19 protein-coding genes are annotated in these 18,042 nt (G+C 51.9%); 13 read left to right on the top strand and 6 right to left on the bottom strand.

The features are described 5' to 3' along the window. Position 1: 1 nt before the first annotated feature. Positions 2 to 652, bottom strand: coding sequence for a YceH family protein (locus V6E55_RS04895; RefSeq protein ID WP_129996109.1), 651 nt, complete (start codon positions 650 to 652; stop codon positions 2 to 4). A gap of 9 nt (positions 653 to 661) precedes the next feature. Further along, entirely contained in the window at positions 662 to 1,246 is a 585-nt protein-coding gene (rimJ, locus tag V6E55_RS04890) for a ribosomal protein S5-alanine N-acetyltransferase (RefSeq protein ID WP_013097146.1), read from the bottom strand. Positions 1,247 to 1,482: 236 nt separating this feature from the next. Between rimJ and mdtH the strand changes: the two genes are divergently transcribed. From mdtH to V6E55_RS04845, 9 genes are all read left to right on the top strand, one after another. Then, complete coding sequence (gene mdtH, locus V6E55_RS04885; protein ID WP_114978226.1) at positions 1,483 to 2,691, top strand: multidrug efflux MFS transporter MdtH; 1,209 nt, start codon at positions 1,483 to 1,485, stop codon at positions 2,689 to 2,691. Positions 2,692 to 2,816: 125 nt separating this feature from the next. After that, positions 2,817 to 3,377 carry a lipoprotein gene (locus tag V6E55_RS04880; RefSeq protein WP_129996110.1) on the top strand — a complete coding sequence of 187 codons (561 nt, stop codon included), beginning with the start codon at positions 2,817 to 2,819 and terminating at the stop codon, positions 3,375 to 3,377. A 126-nt stretch (positions 3,378 to 3,503) separates the two neighbouring features. Next, on the top strand, positions 3,504 to 4,550 hold the full coding sequence (gene pyrC / locus V6E55_RS04875; RefSeq protein WP_316942295.1) for a dihydroorotase: 1,047 nt from the start codon (positions 3,504 to 3,506) through the stop codon (positions 4,548 to 4,550). 74 nt (positions 4,551 to 4,624) lie between these two features. Next, positions 4,625 to 4,870 carry a DNA damage-inducible protein I gene (dinI, locus tag V6E55_RS04870; RefSeq protein ID WP_114978229.1) on the top strand — a complete coding sequence of 82 codons (246 nt, stop codon included), beginning with the start codon at positions 4,625 to 4,627 and terminating at the stop codon, positions 4,868 to 4,870. Between the two features lie 275 nt (positions 4,871 to 5,145). Continuing rightward, positions 5,146 to 5,400 carry a biofilm formation regulator BssS gene (gene bssS / locus V6E55_RS04865; protein ID WP_008500827.1) on the top strand — a complete coding sequence of 85 codons (255 nt, stop codon included), beginning with the start codon at positions 5,146 to 5,148 and terminating at the stop codon, positions 5,398 to 5,400. A gap of 116 nt (positions 5,401 to 5,516) precedes the next feature. Further along, positions 5,517 to 6,635 carry an N-methyl-L-tryptophan oxidase gene (solA, locus tag V6E55_RS04860; RefSeq protein ID WP_129996112.1) on the top strand — a complete coding sequence of 373 codons (1,119 nt, stop codon included), beginning with the start codon at positions 5,517 to 5,519 and terminating at the stop codon, positions 6,633 to 6,635. Positions 6,636 to 6,695: 60 nt separating this feature from the next. Continuing rightward, the gene (locus V6E55_RS04855) at positions 6,696 to 6,809 is read left to right on the top strand and encodes a DUF2770 family protein (RefSeq protein ID WP_048339068.1); all 114 of its coding nucleotides are present in this window, start codon (positions 6,696 to 6,698) and stop codon (positions 6,807 to 6,809) included. 208 nt (positions 6,810 to 7,017) lie between these two features. Continuing rightward, on the top strand, positions 7,018 to 7,584 hold the full coding sequence (locus V6E55_RS04850; RefSeq protein ID WP_316942294.1) for a cytochrome b: 567 nt from the start codon (positions 7,018 to 7,020) through the stop codon (positions 7,582 to 7,584). Position 7,585: 1 nt separating this feature from the next. Further along, positions 7,586 to 8,161 (top strand): YceI family protein, encoded by a 576-nt coding sequence (locus tag V6E55_RS04845; protein WP_114978232.1) that lies wholly within the window; start codon positions 7,586 to 7,588, stop codon positions 8,159 to 8,161. Positions 8,162 to 8,202: 41 nt separating this feature from the next. Here V6E55_RS04845 and trhO read toward each other — a convergent pair whose 3' ends face one another. Continuing rightward, on the bottom strand, positions 8,203 to 9,252 hold the full coding sequence (gene trhO, locus V6E55_RS04840) for an oxygen-dependent tRNA uridine(34) hydroxylase TrhO (RefSeq protein ID WP_208594645.1): 1,050 nt from the start codon (positions 9,250 to 9,252) through the stop codon (positions 8,203 to 8,205). Positions 9,253 to 9,474: 222 nt separating this feature from the next. On the opposite strand from trhO, the gene V6E55_RS04835 reads away from it, so the two are divergent. From V6E55_RS04835 to V6E55_RS04825, 3 genes are all read left to right on the top strand, one after another. After that, on the top strand, positions 9,475 to 10,401 hold the full coding sequence (locus V6E55_RS04835) for a Kdo(2)-lipid IV(A) acyltransferase (RefSeq protein WP_316942293.1): 927 nt from the start codon (positions 9,475 to 9,477) through the stop codon (positions 10,399 to 10,401). Positions 10,402 to 10,541: 140 nt separating this feature from the next. After that, positions 10,542 to 11,759 carry a multidrug efflux MFS transporter MdtG gene (gene mdtG / locus V6E55_RS04830; protein ID WP_129996117.1) on the top strand — a complete coding sequence of 406 codons (1,218 nt, stop codon included), beginning with the start codon at positions 10,542 to 10,544 and terminating at the stop codon, positions 11,757 to 11,759. A 97-nt stretch (positions 11,760 to 11,856) separates the two neighbouring features. Further along, entirely contained in the window at positions 11,857 to 12,231 is a 375-nt protein-coding gene (locus V6E55_RS04825; RefSeq protein WP_114978235.1) for a MysB family protein, read from the top strand. 6 nt (positions 12,232 to 12,237) lie between these two features. Here the strand turns inward: V6E55_RS04825 and V6E55_RS04820 are convergent, their stop codons facing one another. From V6E55_RS04820 to mdoG, 3 genes are all read right to left on the bottom strand, one after another. After that, complete coding sequence (locus V6E55_RS04820; protein WP_008500835.1) at positions 12,238 to 12,465, bottom strand: YceK/YidQ family lipoprotein; 228 nt, start codon at positions 12,463 to 12,465, stop codon at positions 12,238 to 12,240. A gap of 81 nt (positions 12,466 to 12,546) precedes the next feature. Then, positions 12,547 to 15,075, bottom strand: a complete 2,529-nt coding sequence (gene mdoH, locus V6E55_RS04815; protein WP_129996118.1) for a glucans biosynthesis glucosyltransferase MdoH — start codon at positions 15,073 to 15,075, stop codon at positions 12,547 to 12,549. After that, entirely contained in the window at positions 15,068 to 16,621 is a 1,554-nt protein-coding gene (mdoG, locus tag V6E55_RS04810) for a glucans biosynthesis protein MdoG (RefSeq protein WP_114978237.1), read from the bottom strand. The genes mdoH and mdoG overlap by 8 nt, the downstream gene beginning before the upstream one ends. A gap of 254 nt (positions 16,622 to 16,875) precedes the next feature. Here mdoG and mdoC point away from each other — a divergent pair, with 254 nt between their 5' ends. After that, the gene (gene mdoC / locus V6E55_RS04805) at positions 16,876 to 18,033 is read left to right on the top strand and encodes a glucans biosynthesis protein MdoC (RefSeq protein ID WP_114978238.1); all 1,158 of its coding nucleotides are present in this window, start codon (positions 16,876 to 16,878) and stop codon (positions 18,031 to 18,033) included. Positions 18,034 to 18,042: the final 9 nt, after the last annotated feature.

Below are 18,042 nucleotides of genomic sequence, written 5' to 3'. Positions count from 1 at the left end.
CTTAGTCTCCCAGGTGTGCCAGTAACGCATCCAGACGCTGTTTCAGTCCTGCGACCTCCTCTTCCAGCGCTGCCACACGCGTAACCAAATCATCTTGTTCAACAGTTACATCGGTTGCCAGAGACTTTACTGAAATATCGACTTCGCCGCTGAACAGATGCATATAGCGGCTTTCTCGTTTACCTGGCTCGCGCGCCAGACGCACCACATAAGGCCCCTCTTCCCGCGAGGCCAGCTCTTCCAGAACCTGCTCAACTTCCTGCATATCCGCAAACTCATGCATGCGGGAAGCGCGTGTACGCAGTTCACCCGGCGTTTGTGCCCCGCGCAGCAACAGTGTGGTGATCACCGCGACTTCTGCGGCGCTTAACTTCAGATTGCCAAATTCGGAGTTACAGAAACGCTGCTCATATTTGGTCACACGATTACCGAAGCCGCTAACGGTACGCAGGTAATGACGTTTAACCAACTCATCCAGCACGTCCTGAACCTCATGCTCACTCAGATTCATCACTGGCTCACGATTGGTTTTCTGATTGCAGGCCATCGTCACGGCATTGACAGAGAGCGGGTACTGCTCTGGCGTGGTGACTTGTTTTTCGAGTAAGCACCCAATCACGCGCGCTTCGGTACCGCTTAGCTGATATTTCATCTTTTCTCCTTAACGACCTGCAGTCCAGTCCCGGGTGGTTAATGCTGTCAGAACGTGGTCACGCCACTCTCCGTCTATCAACAGATAATCTTTGGCGTAGCCCTCTTTCTCGAACCCTAATCGCGCCAGCAAATTACCGCTACGCTGATTATGCGGCATATAGTTCGCCATAATGCGATGGATATGTTGTGTGCGCTGCATATAGCGGATTGCCACCGTTAACGCCTCGTACATCAGCCCCTGCCCCTGCCATTTCTGGCCGATGGAGTAGCCCAGGTAGCAGGCGTGAAACGATCCCCGTACCACATTGGAAAAATTGGCGATCCCGATGATCTCTTTCTCTTCGGGATCCAGCAGCGCAAAATAGAACGCACTTCCCTGCTTGTGAAATTCCGCAATCATGCTGAGGCGCGCCTGCCAGCCAGAAGGGTAACAATGGCTCTCATCCCGAACGGGTTCCCAGGGTTTTAAAAACTGGCGATTCTCGGCGTAATAGTCCGCCAGACGCCAGGCATCACGCTCATGCACCAGACGAACGACCAGCCTGTCCGTTGTCAGACGCACTTTTGGCACATTACTGCGATAGCCAAACATCGATACCACTCCTTCCCGTCACTTCTGCTTACCCATTAGCTTTACTATACCTGCGCCTGCGCCGTCTGTGAAAACAGTGACATACCATTTTGCCCTCTTTTCACCATTTTCGATGAGAACTCTCTATCAAAGCACCTTTTTGATAAAAAAATATTGTCACGTGCAGGGGTGGGAAAAAGCGGAATGACACCGCAGAATGTTAGCGTGCTCACCTTCTTATTTTCCCCGGAGGGAAAATGTCCCGCGTATCACAGGCCAGGAACCTGGGTAAATATTTCCTGCTCGTCGATAACATGCTGGTCGTGCTCGGCTTTTTTGTCGTATTCCCCCTTATCTCGATTCGTTTTGTCGATCAAATGGGCTGGGCGGCATTGATGGTTGGCATTGCGCTGGGGTTACGCCAGTTTGTCCAGCAGGGTCTCGGTGTCTTTGGCGGCGCCATCGCTGACCGCTTTGGCGCGAAACCGATGATCGTTACCGGTATGCTGCTGCGCGCGGCAGGTTTTGCCACGATGGCGGTCGCTCAGGAGCCGTGGCTGCTGTGGTTCTCCTGCTTCCTTTCCGGTATCGGAGGCACGCTATTTGATCCGCCACGTACTGCGCTGGTGGTGAAACTCATTCGCCCACAGCACAGAGGGCGTTTCTTCTCGATTCTGATGATGCAGGACAGTGCGGGTGCGGTTATTGGCGCACTGCTGGGAAGCTGGCTGCTGCAGTATGACTTCCGTCTGGTGTGCGCCGCTGGCGCGCTGCTCTTTATTCTGTGCGCACTGTTTAATGGCCTGTTCCTGCCAGCCTGGAAGCTGTCGACGGTCAAAGCGCCCGTCCGGGAAGGCCTAGGTCGTGTGCTGCGCGACAAGCGTTTTGTCACGTACGTGTTAACCCTGACGGGCTATTACATGCTCGCCGTGCAGGTGATGTTGATGCTGCCGATCATGGTTAACGACATCGCAGGAACACCTGCTGCCGTTAAATGGATGTATGCCATCGAAGCCTGCCTTTCGTTGACGCTGCTGTATCCAATTGCCCGCTGGAGCGAACGACGTTTTCGTCTGGAACATCGCCTGATGGCTGGGCTGTTCCTGATGACGCTGAGCATGATGCCGATCGGGCTAGTGAACTCTCTTCAGCAACTGTTTACGCTGATTTGCACGTTCTACATTGGTTCTGTCATTGCCGAACCCGCCCGTGAAACACTCAGTGCTTCGCTTGCGGATGCGCGTGCACGTGGCAGCTATATGGGGTTCAGCCGGCTGGGACTGGCGCTTGGCGGCGCATTAGGGTACACCGGCGGTGGTTGGTTATTTGATGCAGGTAAAGCCCTGAATCAACCCGAACTGCCCTGGATGATGCTCGGTGTGGTGGGTTTTATCACACTGCTGGCCCTGTGGTGGCAGTTCAGTCAAAAGCGCAGCGCGAGCGGCATGCTCGAGCCTGGCGCGTAGCACTTCCCTTGAGCGGGAGTACACTCCCGCTCCCATTTCTCAGCTTTTTCTGCTGGTTTCTGCAATTTCACACTGACATACTGACGTCACAGGACAGAAGCGCCGATTTTTCGTTGAGGAACACTATGAAGAAAATTTTTTTCGCCGCAGCATTGATTGTTAGCGGTCTGCTGGTGGGCTGTAACCAGCTAACGCAATACACCGTCAGTGAACAGGAAATTAATCAGGCGCTGGAAAAACATAACAATTTCTCCAAAGACATTGGCGTGCCAGGGCTGGCCGATGCACATATCGTCCTTTCCAACCTCACCAGCCAGATTGGGCGTGAAGAGCCAAACAAAGTCACTCTGTCAGGAGATGCAGATCTTGATATGTCCTCTCTCTTTGGCAACCAGAAAGCCAACATTAAGCTCAAACTGAAGGCCCTGCCCGTTTTCAACAAAGAAAAAGGGGCGATTTTCCTGCAAGAGATGGAAGTGGTCGATGCGCAGGTTTCCCCGGAGAAGATGGCTCCGGTTCTGCAAACCCTGATGCCCTATCTGAACCAGTCGCTGCGTAATTATTTTAATCAGCAACCTGCGTATGTCTTAAGTGAAGACAAGAGCAAAGGTGAAGCCCTTGCGAAAAAATATGCAAAAGGGATAGAGGTGAAACCGGGAGAAATTGTCATTCCTTTCACCGATTAACCTGAAGGGCGCTGAGGCGCCCTTTTTTTTACGGAAAAGTGTGCAAACGAAAACGTTTCCGCTTATGATTTGTGTCCGGCAAAAACAGCCATCCTAATGACTGATTCCTGACAAGCCGGAGCTTCCATGACTGCACAACCCCAGGTTCTTAAAATCCGCCGCCCAGACGACTGGCATATCCATCTGCGTGATGGCGATATGCTGAAAACCGTCGTGCCCTATACCAGCGAAATTTATGGCCGCGCGATTGTCATGCCTAACCTGGTTCCACCAGTCACCACCGTCGATGCCGCAATCGCATATCGCCAGCGCATCCTTGATGCCGTTCCCGCAGGACATGATTTCACCCCATTGATGACCTGTTACCTGACCGACTCACTGGATCCGAACGAAGTGGAGCGCGGTTTTAACGAAGGTGTATTCACCGCGGCAAAACTCTACCCGGCGAATGCCACCACTAACTCCAGCCACGGCGTCACCAGCATTGATGCCATCATGCCGGTTCTGGAACGCATGCAGAAACTGGGCATGCCGCTGCTGGTACATGGTGAAGTCACCCACGCCGAGATCGACATCTTTGACCGTGAAGCCCGCTTTATTGAGACCGTGATGGAACCGCTGCGCCAGCGACTGCCTGCGCTTAAAGTCGTGTTCGAACACATCACCACCAAAGACGCGGCAGAGTATGTGCGTGACGGCAACGATCTCATTGCCGCCACCATCACTCCTCAGCACCTGATGTTTAACCGTAACCACATGCTGGTGGGCGGCGTTCGTCCGCACCTGTACTGTCTGCCGATCCTCAAGCGCAACATCCACCAGCAGGCTCTGCGTGAGCTGGTTGCCAGCGGTTTTTCTCGCGCGTTTCTGGGCACTGATTCCGCGCCTCATGCGCGGCATCGTAAGGAAGCAAGTTGCGGGTGCGCGGGCTGTTTCAACGCCCCAACCGCCCTCGCAAGCTACGCGACCGTGTTTGAAGAGATGAACGCACTGCAGCATTTTGAAGCGTTCTGCTCCCTCAACGGCCCGCGCTTCTATGGTCTGCCGGTCAATGACACCTTCATCGAACTGGAGCGTAAAGCGAGCCTGGTTGAGGAGTCCATTGCCCTGACGGATGACACTCTGGTCCCATTCCTGGCGGGCGAAACCGTTCACTGGACAGTAAAACGCTAAATATTCAGTGCCCCTTGTTGTCAAATCGATAATATACCTGTATAAATAAACAGTATATTACACAGGGGGCATTTATGCGTATTGAAGTCACCATAGCCAAAACTACCGTCCTGCCTGTTGGCGCACTGGATGCGCTGGCAGGAGAATTATCCCGTCGTATTAACAACACCTTTCCCGACAATACAGGTGCCGTAACGGTTCGTTACGCGGCAGCAAACAACCTCTCCGTCATTGGCGGTGCGAAAGAAGATAAAGATCGCATCAGTGAAATTCTGCAAGAAACATGGGAAAGCGCTGACGACTGGTTCATCACAGATTAATACTGCTCCCTCATTGTGTTTTTTTGCCGGGTCGCCCCGGCTTTTTTTTTCACCTGAATATTCTGAAAGTTCAAATTATTCCGATATCTTCTTTAAAAATCGTGAACAAGATGGTGTTTTATTGTTCGATCAATCCTAAAAAGCAGAAAAATGTGTTGCTACCTGTTTATTTTTCCCGTCGAAACCCTTATTACTTGGTATACTGAAAAAGCTTCAGAAAAACATGCATTGAACCTCAGAGCCGTTGTCTTCTAACACGCATTAAGGGGGTTATAATGGAAAAGAATAGTGAAGTCATCCAGACCCACCCGCTTGTTGGCTGGGATATCAGTACCGTAGATAGCTACGATGCACTGATGCTGCGTTTGCACTACCAAACCCCGAATCAACTCAACCGTGAAGAAGCGGAAGTTGGACAGACGCTGTGGCTAACAACAGACGTCGCTCGTCAGTTTATTTCTATTTTAGAGGCAGGTATTGCAAAAATAGAATCTGGCGACTATCAGGAAAATGAGTATAAGCGGCACTAACTGTATGCCAACCTTTCACTCAACAGGCACCCTTGCGGTGCCTTATTTATTTCATCCTTGTCTAAGCCCACGTTGTTAATTACTCTGCTCACATAACGTGAGTTTACGAGATGCATATGAGATACGACTTAATCATTATTGGTAGCGGCTCCGTAGGTTCCGCCGCCGGATATTATGCGACACAGGCGGGGCTGAAGGTCCTGATGATTGATGCCCACCGCCCTCCACATGCAGAGGGTAGCCATCATGGCGACACCCGACTCATACGCCATGCGTATGGTGAAGGAGAGCGCTATGTTCCGCTGGTGCTTCGCGCACAGGCGCTGTGGGATGACCTGGCGAAACAGACTGAAGATCGCATTTTCGAGCGCACAGGGGTGATCAACCTCGGCCCGGCCAGTTCTGATTTTCTCGCCAACGTCGAACGCAGCGCAAAAGCGTTCAACCTTGAAGTTGAGAAGCTGGATGCGATGGCCATCTCGGCACGCTGGCCTGAAATCACTGTTCCGGACGATTATATCGGCCTCTTTGAAGCCAACTCAGGAGTGTTGCATTCAGAAACGGCAATTAAAACCTGGATCGATCTGGCCGCCAAAGCTGGTTGCGCACAGTTGTTTAATTGTCCGGTCGATGCCATCACCCATGACGCGAATGGCGTCACAGTGAGTACCATTGACGGGGAATATTCAGGTTCCCGTTTGCTCATCAGCGCCGGAACCTGGGTAACCCGTCTGCTGCCAGACCTGCCTGTCCAGCCTGTGCGTAAAGTCTTCTCATGGTTCCAGTCAGATGGTCGCTACAGCGCGCAGAATAAATTCCCGGCCTTCACCGGTGAATTACCTGATGGCAATCAGTTCTACGGCTTCCCATCCGAGAAAGACGCGCTGAAAATCGGTAAACACAATGGCGGACAAGTCATCTCCTCACCTGAAGAGCGTAAACCGTTTGGCGCATACCCGCAGGATGGTTCAGAAGCCTTTTCGTTCCTGCGCAATATCCTTCCAGGCATTGGCGGCTTGCTGTATGGCGCAGCCTGTACCTACGACAACACGCCGGATGAGGACTTTATTATTGATACGCTGCCAGGACATGACAACACCCTGCTTATTACAGGCCTGAGCGGCCATGGCTTTAAGTTTGCTTCCGTGCTGGGCGAAATCGCCGCGCAGTTTGCTCAGGGAATCACACCGCAGTTTGATCTGAGGCCCTTCTCACTCTCGCGTTTTAACGGATAATCCCCAACGGGTTCCGGACGTCCTGGAGCCCGTTTCATTCACACTGCATTGCGGAGCGTTATGCGCAGGATTGTTAACTTTCTTATGAATAATATTCGCGAGCATTTTATGCTCTATCTCTTATTGTGGGCACTGTTGGCCATTATTGATTTTGTTTACATTGTATTTTATTGAAAAGCCAGATTGACAATAATTGACATTAATTTAGCCTTATTGAAACTCCCAATTTCATCTTGCACGAAGAGATTGAATTACCTTTATCGATCCTTTTCAAAATCGCTGAAATAAATAAAATAAAAATCAATATACATTTATTTCAGTTGCAATATCACATCTTCACGTTCATTTTTATTCTTCGGTTAATTTGAAAATGGACATTCTGATGCAATTACGTAATTCCTCCCGCCGCTATGGAGCAATATCCATAAGTTTGCACTGGATATTTGCTATTGCCGTCTATGCTATGTTCGGACTGGGACTCTGGATGGTAACACTCAGCTATTATGATGGCTGGTATCATCAGGCACCGGAGTTACATAAAAGCATTGGCGTCCTGTTGATGCTGGGGTTGGTTATTCGCGTGATTTGGCGACATATTTCTCCACCGCCTGGCGCACCGAAAACCCACAGTAAATTGACTCGTATTAGTGCCGTTGCCGCACACATTGCGCTCTATGCCCTGCTCTTTGCCATCCTCATTAGCGGCTATCTCATCTCGACGGCAGACGGCAAACCAATTAGCGTCTTTGGCATTTTTGACGTCCCGGCGACGCTTAGCGATGCGGGCTTTCAGGCTGACACTGCTGGGGTCGTGCACCTCTGGCTGGCATGGAGCGTCGTGATCCTGTCTGTACTGCATGGGCTTGCCGCCCTCAAACACCACTTTATTGATAAAGACGATACGCTAAAGCGCATGCTTGGCCGCTCGTCAGTTGACTCTGGAGTATAAAATGAAAAAACACCTGCTGGGTATCGCACTGGGTTCTCTGTTATTCACTACCGGTTCCGCCGTGGCGGCTGATTATAAAATTGATAAAGAGGGCCAACATGCTTTCGTCAATTTCCGTATTCAGCATCTTGGATATAGCTGGTTATACGGTACCTTTAAGGATTTTGACGGCACATTTAGCTTCGATGAGAAAAACCCTGCTGCCGATAAAGTCAATGTAACCATTAATACCAACAGCGTCGACACAAACCATGCTGAACGAGATAAACACTTGCGCAGTGCGGAGTTCCTGAATGTCACTAAATACCCACAAGCCACCTTCACCTCTACGGACGTGAAAAAAGCGGGTGATAAGCTGGATATTACCGGAAACCTGACGCTTAACGGCGTAACAAAACCCGTCACTCTGGATGCGAAATTAATCGGTCAGGGAGATGATCCATGGGGTGGTAAACGTGCAGGTTTTGAAGCAACAGGTAAAATTCATCTGAAAGATTTCAATATCACAACAGATTTAGGCCCGGCATCTCAGGATGTCGAGCTGGTTATTTCTGTGGAAGGGGTTCAACAGAAATAATAAATTCGCCCGACAGGTTTTCACCTTGCCGGGCGATACCATTATTCCGGGTCGGGGATACCCAGTTTGGTATTCAGGCGGCCGCGAGATTTATTGAAAATCTTATTGCCATTTTCCCGTCCAGCCCGACGGCGACGCTGCTCTTCTTCCGGCAGAATGCTCTCTTCACTGCACAGTTCGCTACAGCAACCGTTAAACTTCTCAGCACAGGTCGGACACTGAATGAACAGCAGATGACAACCGTCATTTTTGCAGTTGGTATGGGTATCGCAAGGTGCGCCACACTGATGGCACTGAGCAATCACGTCTTCAGAAATACGCTCACCCATTCGCTCGTCAAAGACAAAGTTTTTACCGATAAAGCGCACCGGCAAACCCTGCTCACGGGCACGGCGGGCGTACTCGATAATGCCCCCTTCAATGTGCCAGACCTTATTAAACCCGTTGTGTTTCATCCATGCGCTAGCCTTCTCGCAGCGGATGCCACCGGTGCAGTACATAACGATCTTCTTATCTTTATGTTCCTGCATCATCTCAACCGCTTTGGGCAGTTGCTCGCGGAAAGTATCCGCCGGGATTTCCATCGCATTTTCGAAATGCCCCACTTCGTACTCGTAGTGGTTACGCATATCAATGAACACGGCCTCCGGATCGTCCAGCATTGCATTAACTTCTGCGGCCTTGAGGTAATCACCGACATCCGCCGGGTTAAACTCAGGATCGTCAATGCCATCCGCCACGATGCGTTCACGCACTTTCATGCGCAACACCCAAAACGATTTTCCGTCATCATCCAGAGCAATATTCAGGCGTAAGCCATCAAGTGCCGGATCGAAGCGGTAAAGGAAGTCACGGAAAGCATTCACTTTACTTTCCGGTACGCTAATCTGCGCGTTGATCCCTTCGTGAGCGAGATAGACACGTCCAAAGACATTCAGCGTGGTGAATGCCTGGTAAAGTTCATCACGGGTCGCTTGCGGATCATTGATTGTGAAATATTTGTAGAATGAGATTGTTGTGCGCGGTTCGGTTTCAGCCAACATACGCGCTTTTAACATCTCATTCGAAACGCGGTTGTGTAACACTGGCATGGTGTACAAGTCCTGGGATCGTTAGAGAGAATGAAAAATCGGTCGGCATGATATAGCAATCAAAGCTAATTTACATCCACACAATTTACGCTACATTTCACTCTCTCTGGTTAATCAGGCTTAACAATTGCTGTATTCGTGCACGTTTCGAACGCAGATATTTTGGCTATGTCTCAAAAAATGAGACAATAGCGAAACAGGACGTTAGAACACAGGAAAGACATGACCCAGTTACCCAAATTTACTGTCGCCCTTTTGCATCCCCGCTATTGGTTGACCTGGCTTGGCATTGGCTTTTTATGGCTTCTGGTGCAACTTCCCTACCCTGTTATTTTCTGGTTGGGTAAATCTCTGGGCCGTATTGCGCAAAAGCTGATGAAGCGTCGTGCCAGCATAGCGTACCGCAACCTTGAGTTGTGCTTTCCGCAGATGAGCGAGTCAGAACGTCATGACATGGTCTCGAAAAATTTCGAATCCGTCGGTATGGGGCTCATGGAAACCGGTATGGCGTGGTTTTGGCCGGACAAACGTATGGCGCGCTGGAGTGAAGTGACAGGAACCGGCATGGAGCCAGTGCATACGCTGCAGGCGAATCAGACAGGTGTCCTGCTGATTGGCGTACACTTTCTGACGCTGGAAATCGGGGCGCGAATGTTTGGTATGCAGGCTCCAGGCATTGGCGTTTATCGCCCAAATGACAACCCGGTCATTGATTTAATCCAGACCAACGGCCGTATGCGTTCCAACAAAAGCATGATCGATCGTAAAGATCTGAAGGGCATGATCCGCGCGCTTAAATCAGGTGAAGTGGTCTGGTACGCCCCTGACCACGACTATGGTCCGCAATCCAGCGTATTTGTCCCCTTCTTTGCCGTTGAAGAAGCCGCGACAACAACCGGTACCTGGATGCTGGCGAGGATGTCCAAAGCCGCCATCGTGCCTTTTGTTCCCCGGCGTAAACCGGATGGGTCTGGTTACGAGCTGATTATGCTGGAACCTGAACTCGCGCCACCGCTGGATGATGCAGAGACCACTGCTCGCTGGATGAACAGCGTGGTGGAGAAGTGCATTATGCTCGCGCCGGAGCAGTATATGTGGTTGCACCGTCGCTTTAAAACGCGGCCACAAGGCACACCTTCCCGCTATTAATTCACATGCGGCCTTCATGGCCGCATGCTGTTTTAGCATTTAAAGCTCCTCCTCATTGCAGCAACCATAACCCAGGCGCATAATTAGCAGGCTTATTACTTCAAGCTTCAGGTGCTCTGCACCTCATTACGCGGATTGTTATGTCACCCTCAGATGCCCCCATAAACTGGAAACGTAACCTCGCAGTTGCATGGTTTGGTTGTTTTCTTACCGGCGCGGCGTTTAGCCTGGTCATGCCTTTCCTGCCTCTCTACGTCGAGCAACTGGGCGTATCGGGCCATAGCGCACTCAATATGTGGTCTGGCCTGGTGTTCAGCATCACGTTTCTCTTTTCCGCTATTGCCTCGCCCTTCTGGGGCGGCCTTGCTGATCGTAAGGGGCGTAAAATTATGCTGCTACGCTCGGCGCTGGGGATGGCCATTATCATGGCATTGATGGGGATTGCGCAGAACGTCTGGCAGTTCCTGATCTTGCGCGCGTTACTGGGCTTGCTCGGCGGATTTATTCCCAATGCGAATGCCCTGATCGCCACCCAAATTCCGCGTCACAAGAGTGGCTGGGCACTGGGGACGCTTTCAACGGGTGGCGTGAGCGGTGCCTTACTGGGGCCACTGGCCGGTGGATTGCTGGCGGATAATTACGGCTTGCGGCCCGTCTTTTTCATCACCGCCAGCGTGCTTTTCCTGTGCTTTGTCGTCACGTTGATCTGTATTCGGGAAAACTTCACGCCTGTCGCCAAAAAAGAGATGCTTCATGCAAGGGATGTTCTTACCTCACTGAAAAACCCCAGACTGGTGCTGAGCCTGTTCGTGACGACCCTGATCATTCAGGTGGCTACCGGTTCGATTGCCCCAATTCTGACGCTGTACGTTCGCGATTTGGCGGGTAATGTCAGCAATATTGCGTTTATCAGTGGACTTATTGCTTCCGTACCAGGCGTGGCGGCGCTGCTTAGTGCCCCGAGGTTGGGTAAGCTGGGAGACCGTGTGGGCCCGGAAAAGGTCCTGATCTGTGCGCTGGTAATTTCCGTCCTGTTGCTTATCCCCATGTCGATGGTGCAATCCCCATGGCAACTGGGCGTGCTGCGCTTTTTGCTGGGCGCTGCCGATGGGGCGTTACTCCCCGCCGTCCAGACCCTGCTGGTCTACAACTCCACGAATCAGATAGCCGGGCGAATCTTTAGCTATAACCAGTCATTTCGTGACATCGGTAACGTCACCGGGCCGCTTATCGGGGCCGGGATTTCCGCAAGCTTCGGTTTTCGCGCGGTCTTTATCGTGACGGCTGGTGTAGTGCTGTTCAACGCGATTTATTCGTGGTTCAGTTTATCCCGCGCGTTGCGGCCAGTGACGGAATAACACGAACGCCTGACAGCTTATTTTTGCATTCATACTTGCAGAATACGATATTCAGCTATTCTTTCCCTGAAACCTTCTGGAAAACAGGGAGACACCAATGACCATGTACGCCACGCTGGAAGAAGCTATTGATGCCGCTCGTGAAGAATTCCTCGCCGATAACCCTGACATTGAGGAAGAAGATGCTGACGTGCAGCAACTAAATATCCAAAAATATGTTCTGCAGGATGGAGATATTATGTGGCAGGCCGAATTCTTTGCTGAAGAGGGTGAAGAAGGGGAATGTTTGCCGATCCTGAGCGGTGAAGGTGCGCAGGCCGTCTTTGACGGCGACTATGACGAAATCGAGCTACGGCAGGAATGGCTGGAAGAAAATACTCTTCATGAGTGGGACGAGGGCGAATTTCAGCTCGAACCACCGCTGGATACGGAAGAGGGTCAAACCGCAGCCGATGAGTGGGACGAACGTTAATTTCCGCTATTCGTAAGGGCCGTGGCTGGCATCGATGGGCAACAACAGCGTGTCGAAAATCAGCGAGAATGGTAGATCGAGCACGGTCAGGTAGCGCCATGCGGAATCACGGAGATCCCATTTCACGCCCGGGTAATACTGATTTCCGTGACCTTGCCCTGGAATGGTGCGGCTGATGATACTGCCGCAGCCACTGAGCAGGCATGCCATCAAGACGACGATGATTATTCTCATCTCTAACCTCTAAAAAAATACCGGCTTCGCAGCCGGTATTTTATTTGGCGGGCGGAGCCTCTGCCCGCCCTACTTAACAACTTACTTCGCCTTCAACGCCAGAGGATTAAGCGTAATCCCTTTATAGTAGTTGACCCACGAAGAGTATTTCTCCGGAGCGGACCACACGCGGTAGTGAAGGCGCGCCATCGTGACCGGGTCGCTCAACAGTACCAGACGGCGGTCACGGTTGAGTTTTTCCGGTGTCTCGTTCAGCGCCTGTTCAACGTGACGATCGCGAGCAATCTCCAGCACCTGGCTGGCGCGGTGGCGTGCAGTCGCCATCGCCGTTGCCAGGGCGTTGAATGACGGGTTAAACACGGCGTGCATAAAACCATCATCCAGCGTGCGATTGCGGTTCTGCTCCAGATATTTGTCGGTATCGACCAGTACCTGCGGCGGGGAATACTCTTCCGGGATCAGGAACAGCTTCCAGCGTTTGGTACGCAGGCCAACCGTTGAGCGGCTGGAGATGACCGATACAAACGGAGACAGAATCAAGGAGAAAACAATCGGTGCCAGCCAGAACAGGAAGCGCAGATCCAGCCACGCCATCCCGGCCGCCCACACCAGGCCCAGCAGAAGTTGCGAGCCATGACGCATAAAGGCTTCACTCCACGGCGTCGAGTCGTCATCACGCTGCGGTGAATTCCAGACCACTTCCCAGCCCAGGAACGCACTGACCACAAACACGGTATGGAACAGCATACGCACCGGCGCCAGCAGTACGGAGAACAGCACTTCCAGCAGGAGTGAAAGGGTCACGCGGCAGAAACCGCCGTACTCTTTCGAACCTTTGCACCAGATCAGGATGATACTGAGCAGTTTAGGCAGGAACAGCAGCACCATAGTGGAGGCAAACAGCGCAATAGCCAACTCCGGACGCCACTGCGGCCACACCGGGAACAGCTGGCGCGGTTGCAGGAAGTATTGCGGCTCCGTCAGGGCATGCACTACCTGCAGCGCTGTAGAGAGCGCAAGGAACATAAACCACAGCGGTGCGGAGAGATAAGACATCACGCCCGTCAGGAACACCGCACGGTGAACCGGGTGCATCCCTTTTACAAGGAACAGGCGGAAGTTCATCAGGTTACCATGACACCAGCGGCGGTCACGTTTGAGCTCATCCAGCAGGTTTGGCGGCAACTCTTCATATGAACCCGGCAGGTCGTAGGCAATCCAGACGCCCCAGCCAGCACGACGCATCAGCGCCGCTTCCACGAAGTCATGCGACAGAATAGAACCAGCAAACGAACCCTCACCCGGCAGCGGTGCCAGCGCACAGTGTTCGATGAACGGTTTCACGCGGATAATGGCGTTGTGACCCCAGTAGTGCGATTCACCCAACTGCCAGAAGTGCAGACCCGCGGTAAACAGCGGCCCGTAAACACGGGTGGCGAACTGCTGACAGCGCGCATAGAGCGTGTCCATACCAGATGCTTTTGGCGACGACTGAATAATACCGGCGTTCGGGTTGGCTTCCATCAGGCGCACCAGACCGCTCAGGCAGTCACCGCTCATGACGGAGTCAGCATCCAGCACAACCATATAGCTGTACTGATTACCCCAGCGACGGCAGAAGTCATCGATATTACCGCTTTTACGCTTAACACGACGACGACGGCGGCGGTAGAAGATCTGACCTTCGCCCTGCACTTCCGCAATCAGCTCCATCCAGGCTTTTTGCTCTGCAACGCAGATATCCGGGTTGTAACTGTCGCTCAGGATGTAAACGTCGAAATGCTCCGCGTTTCCGGTCGCCTTAACGGACTCCCAGGTCGCACGCAGCCCCGCAAATACACGGTCAACGTCTTCGTTACAGATAGGCATAATCAGCGCAGTACGGTGCTCAGGATTAAGGGGTTCATCCCCGACCGTTGACGCCGAAATGCTGTATTTGTCACGCCCCATCAGCAATTGCAGGAAGCCCATCAGCGCGGTCCAGAAACCGGCCGATACCCAGCAGAACAGGACAGCGAACAGCAGAAGAATGCCACTCTGAAGGATATACGGCAGCAACTGCATAAAGGAGACCCAGAGATCCTGTCCCATCATGTCAGTCGGGTTGATGAACGCCCAGCCCTGGTAAGGCAGAATGGTTTTCATATACCAGGTCGCGACAACCGTCTGTGCCAGCGTCAGAAGCAGCAGGATGTAACGACGGATTGTCCCCACGGTACGCCATTTCTGTTCGGAGGCCTGCTCTTCTTTCGTCAGGCGAGACAGATAGCGCGGTGTCACATCACGTCCGCGCAGGCGATCCCAGAAGCGGCCAACCGGGTTGGTGCGCCACGGATCGGGGAACATTGATGAACGCGTAGCCTTCGGCATCGCCTGAAGCTGATCGCGTCCTTCGTCGTCTTTAATCAACTGCCCTTCTGCCAGCGAGTCTGGCCATGCCTGCTCCAGACGAGCCTTAACTGACCCCAGCGGCGAATCATCATCCCGGGAAAACTGATGATGTTCGCCATCCAGCGCGGTATGAACCGCGCGGATGTCGCTCTTAGGCAGTGCCGCTTTTTCGATATCCGTCAGCGGCATGGCATCAATATATTCAGATGTATTATTCATTGGCAGGTAGCTGATAGCTCCAGGTTTCACTCAGCGGCTGATCGTCACTGACCAGCGCAGCACGCATTTCAGTGGTCTGCTTTGGATCTTTCACTTTCACACGCAGAGTCAGACGCCAGCCTTTCGTTACCGGGTTGTAACGCACGGTATTCTCAACGATTTCACCGTTATCACCGATGCTGGCCTGAGCGGCAACGGCGGTATCCGGTGACAGTTTCTTCATGTCCTGACCAGTGAAGTCCACGACGAAGGCCACAGTGCCGTCAGGTTGACGAATAAGATTAGACTGTTTCACATCACCCGTTGAGCGACGAGTCTGCATGACATACGCGTTATCCGGCGCATGCAGCTTATCTTCATCGCGGCTGAAGGTAATGGCGTACTTGAAGTTCATCTCTTTACCGGCTTCCGGCAGTTGATCCGGTGTCCAGTAAGCGACGATGTTATCGTTGGTTTCATCGTTGGTTGGAATTTCAACCAGCTCCACCTTCCCTTTACCCCAGTCACCTTTCGGTGTGACCCAGGCACTTGGACGCAGGTCATAGCGGTCGTCCAGATCTTCAAAGCGGGAGAACTGACGGCCACGTTGCAGGAGACCAAAACCTTGCGGGTTTTCCATCGCAAAACTGCTTACCGCCAGATGTTTCGGGTTATTCAGCGGTCGCCAGATCCACTCGCCGTTACCGGCATGAATAGACAGGCCATTGGAATCGTGCAGTTCCGGGCGGAAGTTAGTCGCCGGTGACGGCTGGTTTGGTCCAAACAGGAACATACTGGTCAGTGGCGCAACGCCCAGTTTGCCCACTTTATCACGCAGGTAAACTTTCGACTGCACGTCAATGACCGTGTCACGTCCAGGCATAATCACAAAGCGATATGCACCTGTCGCACGTGGGGAATCCAGCAGAGCATAAATAGTCAGACGTTTGTCCGTTGGTTTTGGACGTTCAATCCAGAACTCGCGAAAACGTGGGAACTCTTCACCTGATGGCAGCGCGGTATCAATAGCCAGACCACGCGCAGAAAGCCCGTAAACCTGCCCCGCGCCAATCACGCGGAAGTAGCTGGCCCCAAGCATGCTGACGATTTCGTCGTTTTTATCTTTACTGTTGATCGGGTAAAGCACCTTGAAGCCTGCGAAGCCCAGATCTTTAACCGTATCTTTGTCGTGTTGCACATCGCCGAAATTAAAATAATCCGGGCTGTACTTGATCTTACGTACAGCTGTTGCCGTCACTTCATTGATGGCAACAGGCGTGTCGAAGTACATACCCTGATGATAAAACTCGAGCTTGAACGGGGTCTTAATATTGTTCCAGTACGCTTTGTCGTGATTGAACTGGATCTGCTGATAGTCCGCATACTTCATGTCGCGGAAAACGGAGGGCAAGTTGCTTTTTGGCGCTTCGTAGCTCTTGCCTGCCATCGATTTTGCCTGTTTTGCGACATCATCGATGTTAAAGGCCAGTGCCGATGAGGTATACAGTGATAACACGACTGCAGCACCTAACCAACGCATTTTCATCATCTGTGGTTTATGTTTCATAATAAGTAAGCACTTCCCCCTTTGTGTGCTTATATCGATCCGATCCATTTTAATGGAAACTCAGGCAATCCGACAACATTATCACTGCTTTGTTCAGCTGCTGGCTCATGGATTAAGCAAATGAAAGAACCCGCTATTCACTTTGCGTGCTTATCCTGGAGACAGGGTGTCGGTCTTGGTGTAGGGTTGGCTTCGAATGTAACCATTATGAGTCTTAGGGATAAGGCGAAAAGTCTGAGAATGCACAAAGTTATATGAGCACAACACCGATAGAACGTGAATATTTCCTCGACTCGATCCGGGCATGGCTGATGCTATTGGGGATCCCCTTCCACATTTCGCTGATTTACTCCAGTCATACCTGGCATGTGAACAGCCTGACGCCTTCATGGTGGCTGACACTGTTTAATGACTTTATTCACGCCTTCCGCATGCAGGTGTTTTTTGTCATTTCAGGTTACTTCTCTTATATGCTTTTTCTGCGCTACCCGCTCAAACGCTGGTGGAAAGTGCGCGTGGAGCGCGTGGGTATCCCCATGTTGACCGCCATTCCGCTGCTGACGCTACCGCAGTTCATTATGTTGCAATACGTCAAAGGCAAGGCGGAGAACTGGCCGAATCTGTCTCTGTATGAAAAGTACAACACGCTGGTTTGGGAGCTGGTGTCCCACCTTTGGTTCCTGCTGGTTCTGGTAGTGCTCACAACGGTCAGTGTGTTGATTTTCAGCCGCCTGCGCCATCATTTGAGCAACAGAGCCGATACCTTCTTCGCCGACATTACGCTGGGTAAACTGTCCGTACTCTTTTTGCTGCTGGGGATCGCCTACGCCGCCTTGAGACGTACCTTATTTATCGTCTATCCGCCGATTTTAAGTGATGGGTTATTTAATTTCGTAGTGATGCAATCGCTGTTCTACATTCCATTCTTTTTAATCGGCGCACTGGCATTTATTTATCCGAAGCTTAAATCGCTGTTTATCGCCCCGTCACCGTGGTGCGCATTGGGGGCCACCCTCGCGTTTGCGGCTTATCTGCTGAATCAGCGCTACGGTAGCGGCGACGCCTGGATGTATGAAACGGAGAGCGTGATCACCATGCTGCTGGGCTTGTGGATGGTCAATGTAGTATTCGCTCTGGGCCACCGCTTGCTGAACTTTAAGTCCAGCCGCGTGACCTACTTCGTTAATGCATCGCTGTTTATCTATCTTGTGCACCATCCCCTCACGCTGTTCTTCGGGGCTTACATCACACCGCATATTGCATCCAACACACTGGGTTTCTTTACTGGACTGGTGTTTGTGGTAGGGGTTGCCATCATACTCTATGAGATCCATCTGCGGATCCCGCTCCTGCGTTTCCTGTTTTCAGGAAAGCCACCCGCGAAAGCGTCATTAACAACGGCGGCGCACTGAGTGCGCCAC

It is taken from the genome of Enterobacter sp. 342, assembly GCF_036663495.1.
In the GTDB taxonomy this organism is placed as follows: domain Bacteria; phylum Pseudomonadota; class Gammaproteobacteria; order Enterobacterales; family Enterobacteriaceae; genus Enterobacter.
The sequence above is the reverse complement of the archived record's forward strand: the minus strand, read 5'-3'. Positions and strand labels throughout refer to the sequence as shown.

Bases quoted from the DNA above. Each gene is read 5' to 3' on its own strand.
- V6E55_RS04895 (WP_129996109.1), bottom strand. From the start codon at position 652: ATGAAATATCAGCTAAGCGGTACCGAAGCGCGCGTGATTGGGTGCTTA.
- rimJ (WP_013097146.1), bottom strand. From the start codon at position 1,246: ATGTTTGGCTATCGCAGTAATGTGCCAAAAGTGCGTCTGACAACGGAC.
- mdtH (WP_114978226.1), top strand. From the start codon at position 1,483: ATGTCCCGCGTATCACAGGCCAGGAACCTGGGTAAATATTTCCTGCTC.
- V6E55_RS04880 (WP_129996110.1), top strand. From the start codon at position 2,817: ATGAAGAAAATTTTTTTCGCCGCAGCATTGATTGTTAGCGGTCTGCTG.
- pyrC (WP_316942295.1), top strand. From the start codon at position 3,504: ATGACTGCACAACCCCAGGTTCTTAAAATCCGCCGCCCAGACGACTGG.
- dinI (WP_114978229.1), top strand. From the start codon at position 4,625: ATGCGTATTGAAGTCACCATAGCCAAAACTACCGTCCTGCCTGTTGGC.
- bssS (WP_008500827.1), top strand. From the start codon at position 5,146: ATGGAAAAGAATAGTGAAGTCATCCAGACCCACCCGCTTGTTGGCTGG.
- solA (WP_129996112.1), top strand. From the start codon at position 5,517: ATGAGATACGACTTAATCATTATTGGTAGCGGCTCCGTAGGTTCCGCC.
- V6E55_RS04855 (WP_048339068.1), top strand. From the start codon at position 6,696: ATGCGCAGGATTGTTAACTTTCTTATGAATAATATTCGCGAGCATTTT.
- V6E55_RS04850 (WP_316942294.1), top strand. From the start codon at position 7,018: ATGCAATTACGTAATTCCTCCCGCCGCTATGGAGCAATATCCATAAGT.
- V6E55_RS04845 (WP_114978232.1), top strand. From the start codon at position 7,586: ATGAAAAAACACCTGCTGGGTATCGCACTGGGTTCTCTGTTATTCACT.
- trhO (WP_208594645.1), bottom strand. From the start codon at position 9,252: ATGCCAGTGTTACACAACCGCGTTTCGAATGAGATGTTAAAAGCGCGT.
- V6E55_RS04835 (WP_316942293.1), top strand. From the start codon at position 9,475: ATGACCCAGTTACCCAAATTTACTGTCGCCCTTTTGCATCCCCGCTAT.
- mdtG (WP_129996117.1), top strand. From the start codon at position 10,542: ATGTCACCCTCAGATGCCCCCATAAACTGGAAACGTAACCTCGCAGTT.
- V6E55_RS04825 (WP_114978235.1), top strand. From the start codon at position 11,857: ATGACCATGTACGCCACGCTGGAAGAAGCTATTGATGCCGCTCGTGAA.
- V6E55_RS04820 (WP_008500835.1), bottom strand. From the start codon at position 12,465: ATGAGAATAATCATCGTCGTCTTGATGGCATGCCTGCTCAGTGGCTGC.
- mdoH (WP_129996118.1), bottom strand. From the start codon at position 15,075: ATGAATAATACATCTGAATATATTGATGCCATGCCGCTGACGGATATC.
- mdoG (WP_114978237.1), bottom strand. From the start codon at position 16,621: ATGAAACATAAACCACAGATGATGAAAATGCGTTGGTTAGGTGCTGCA.
- mdoC (WP_114978238.1), top strand. From the start codon at position 16,876: ATGAGCACAACACCGATAGAACGTGAATATTTCCTCGACTCGATCCGG.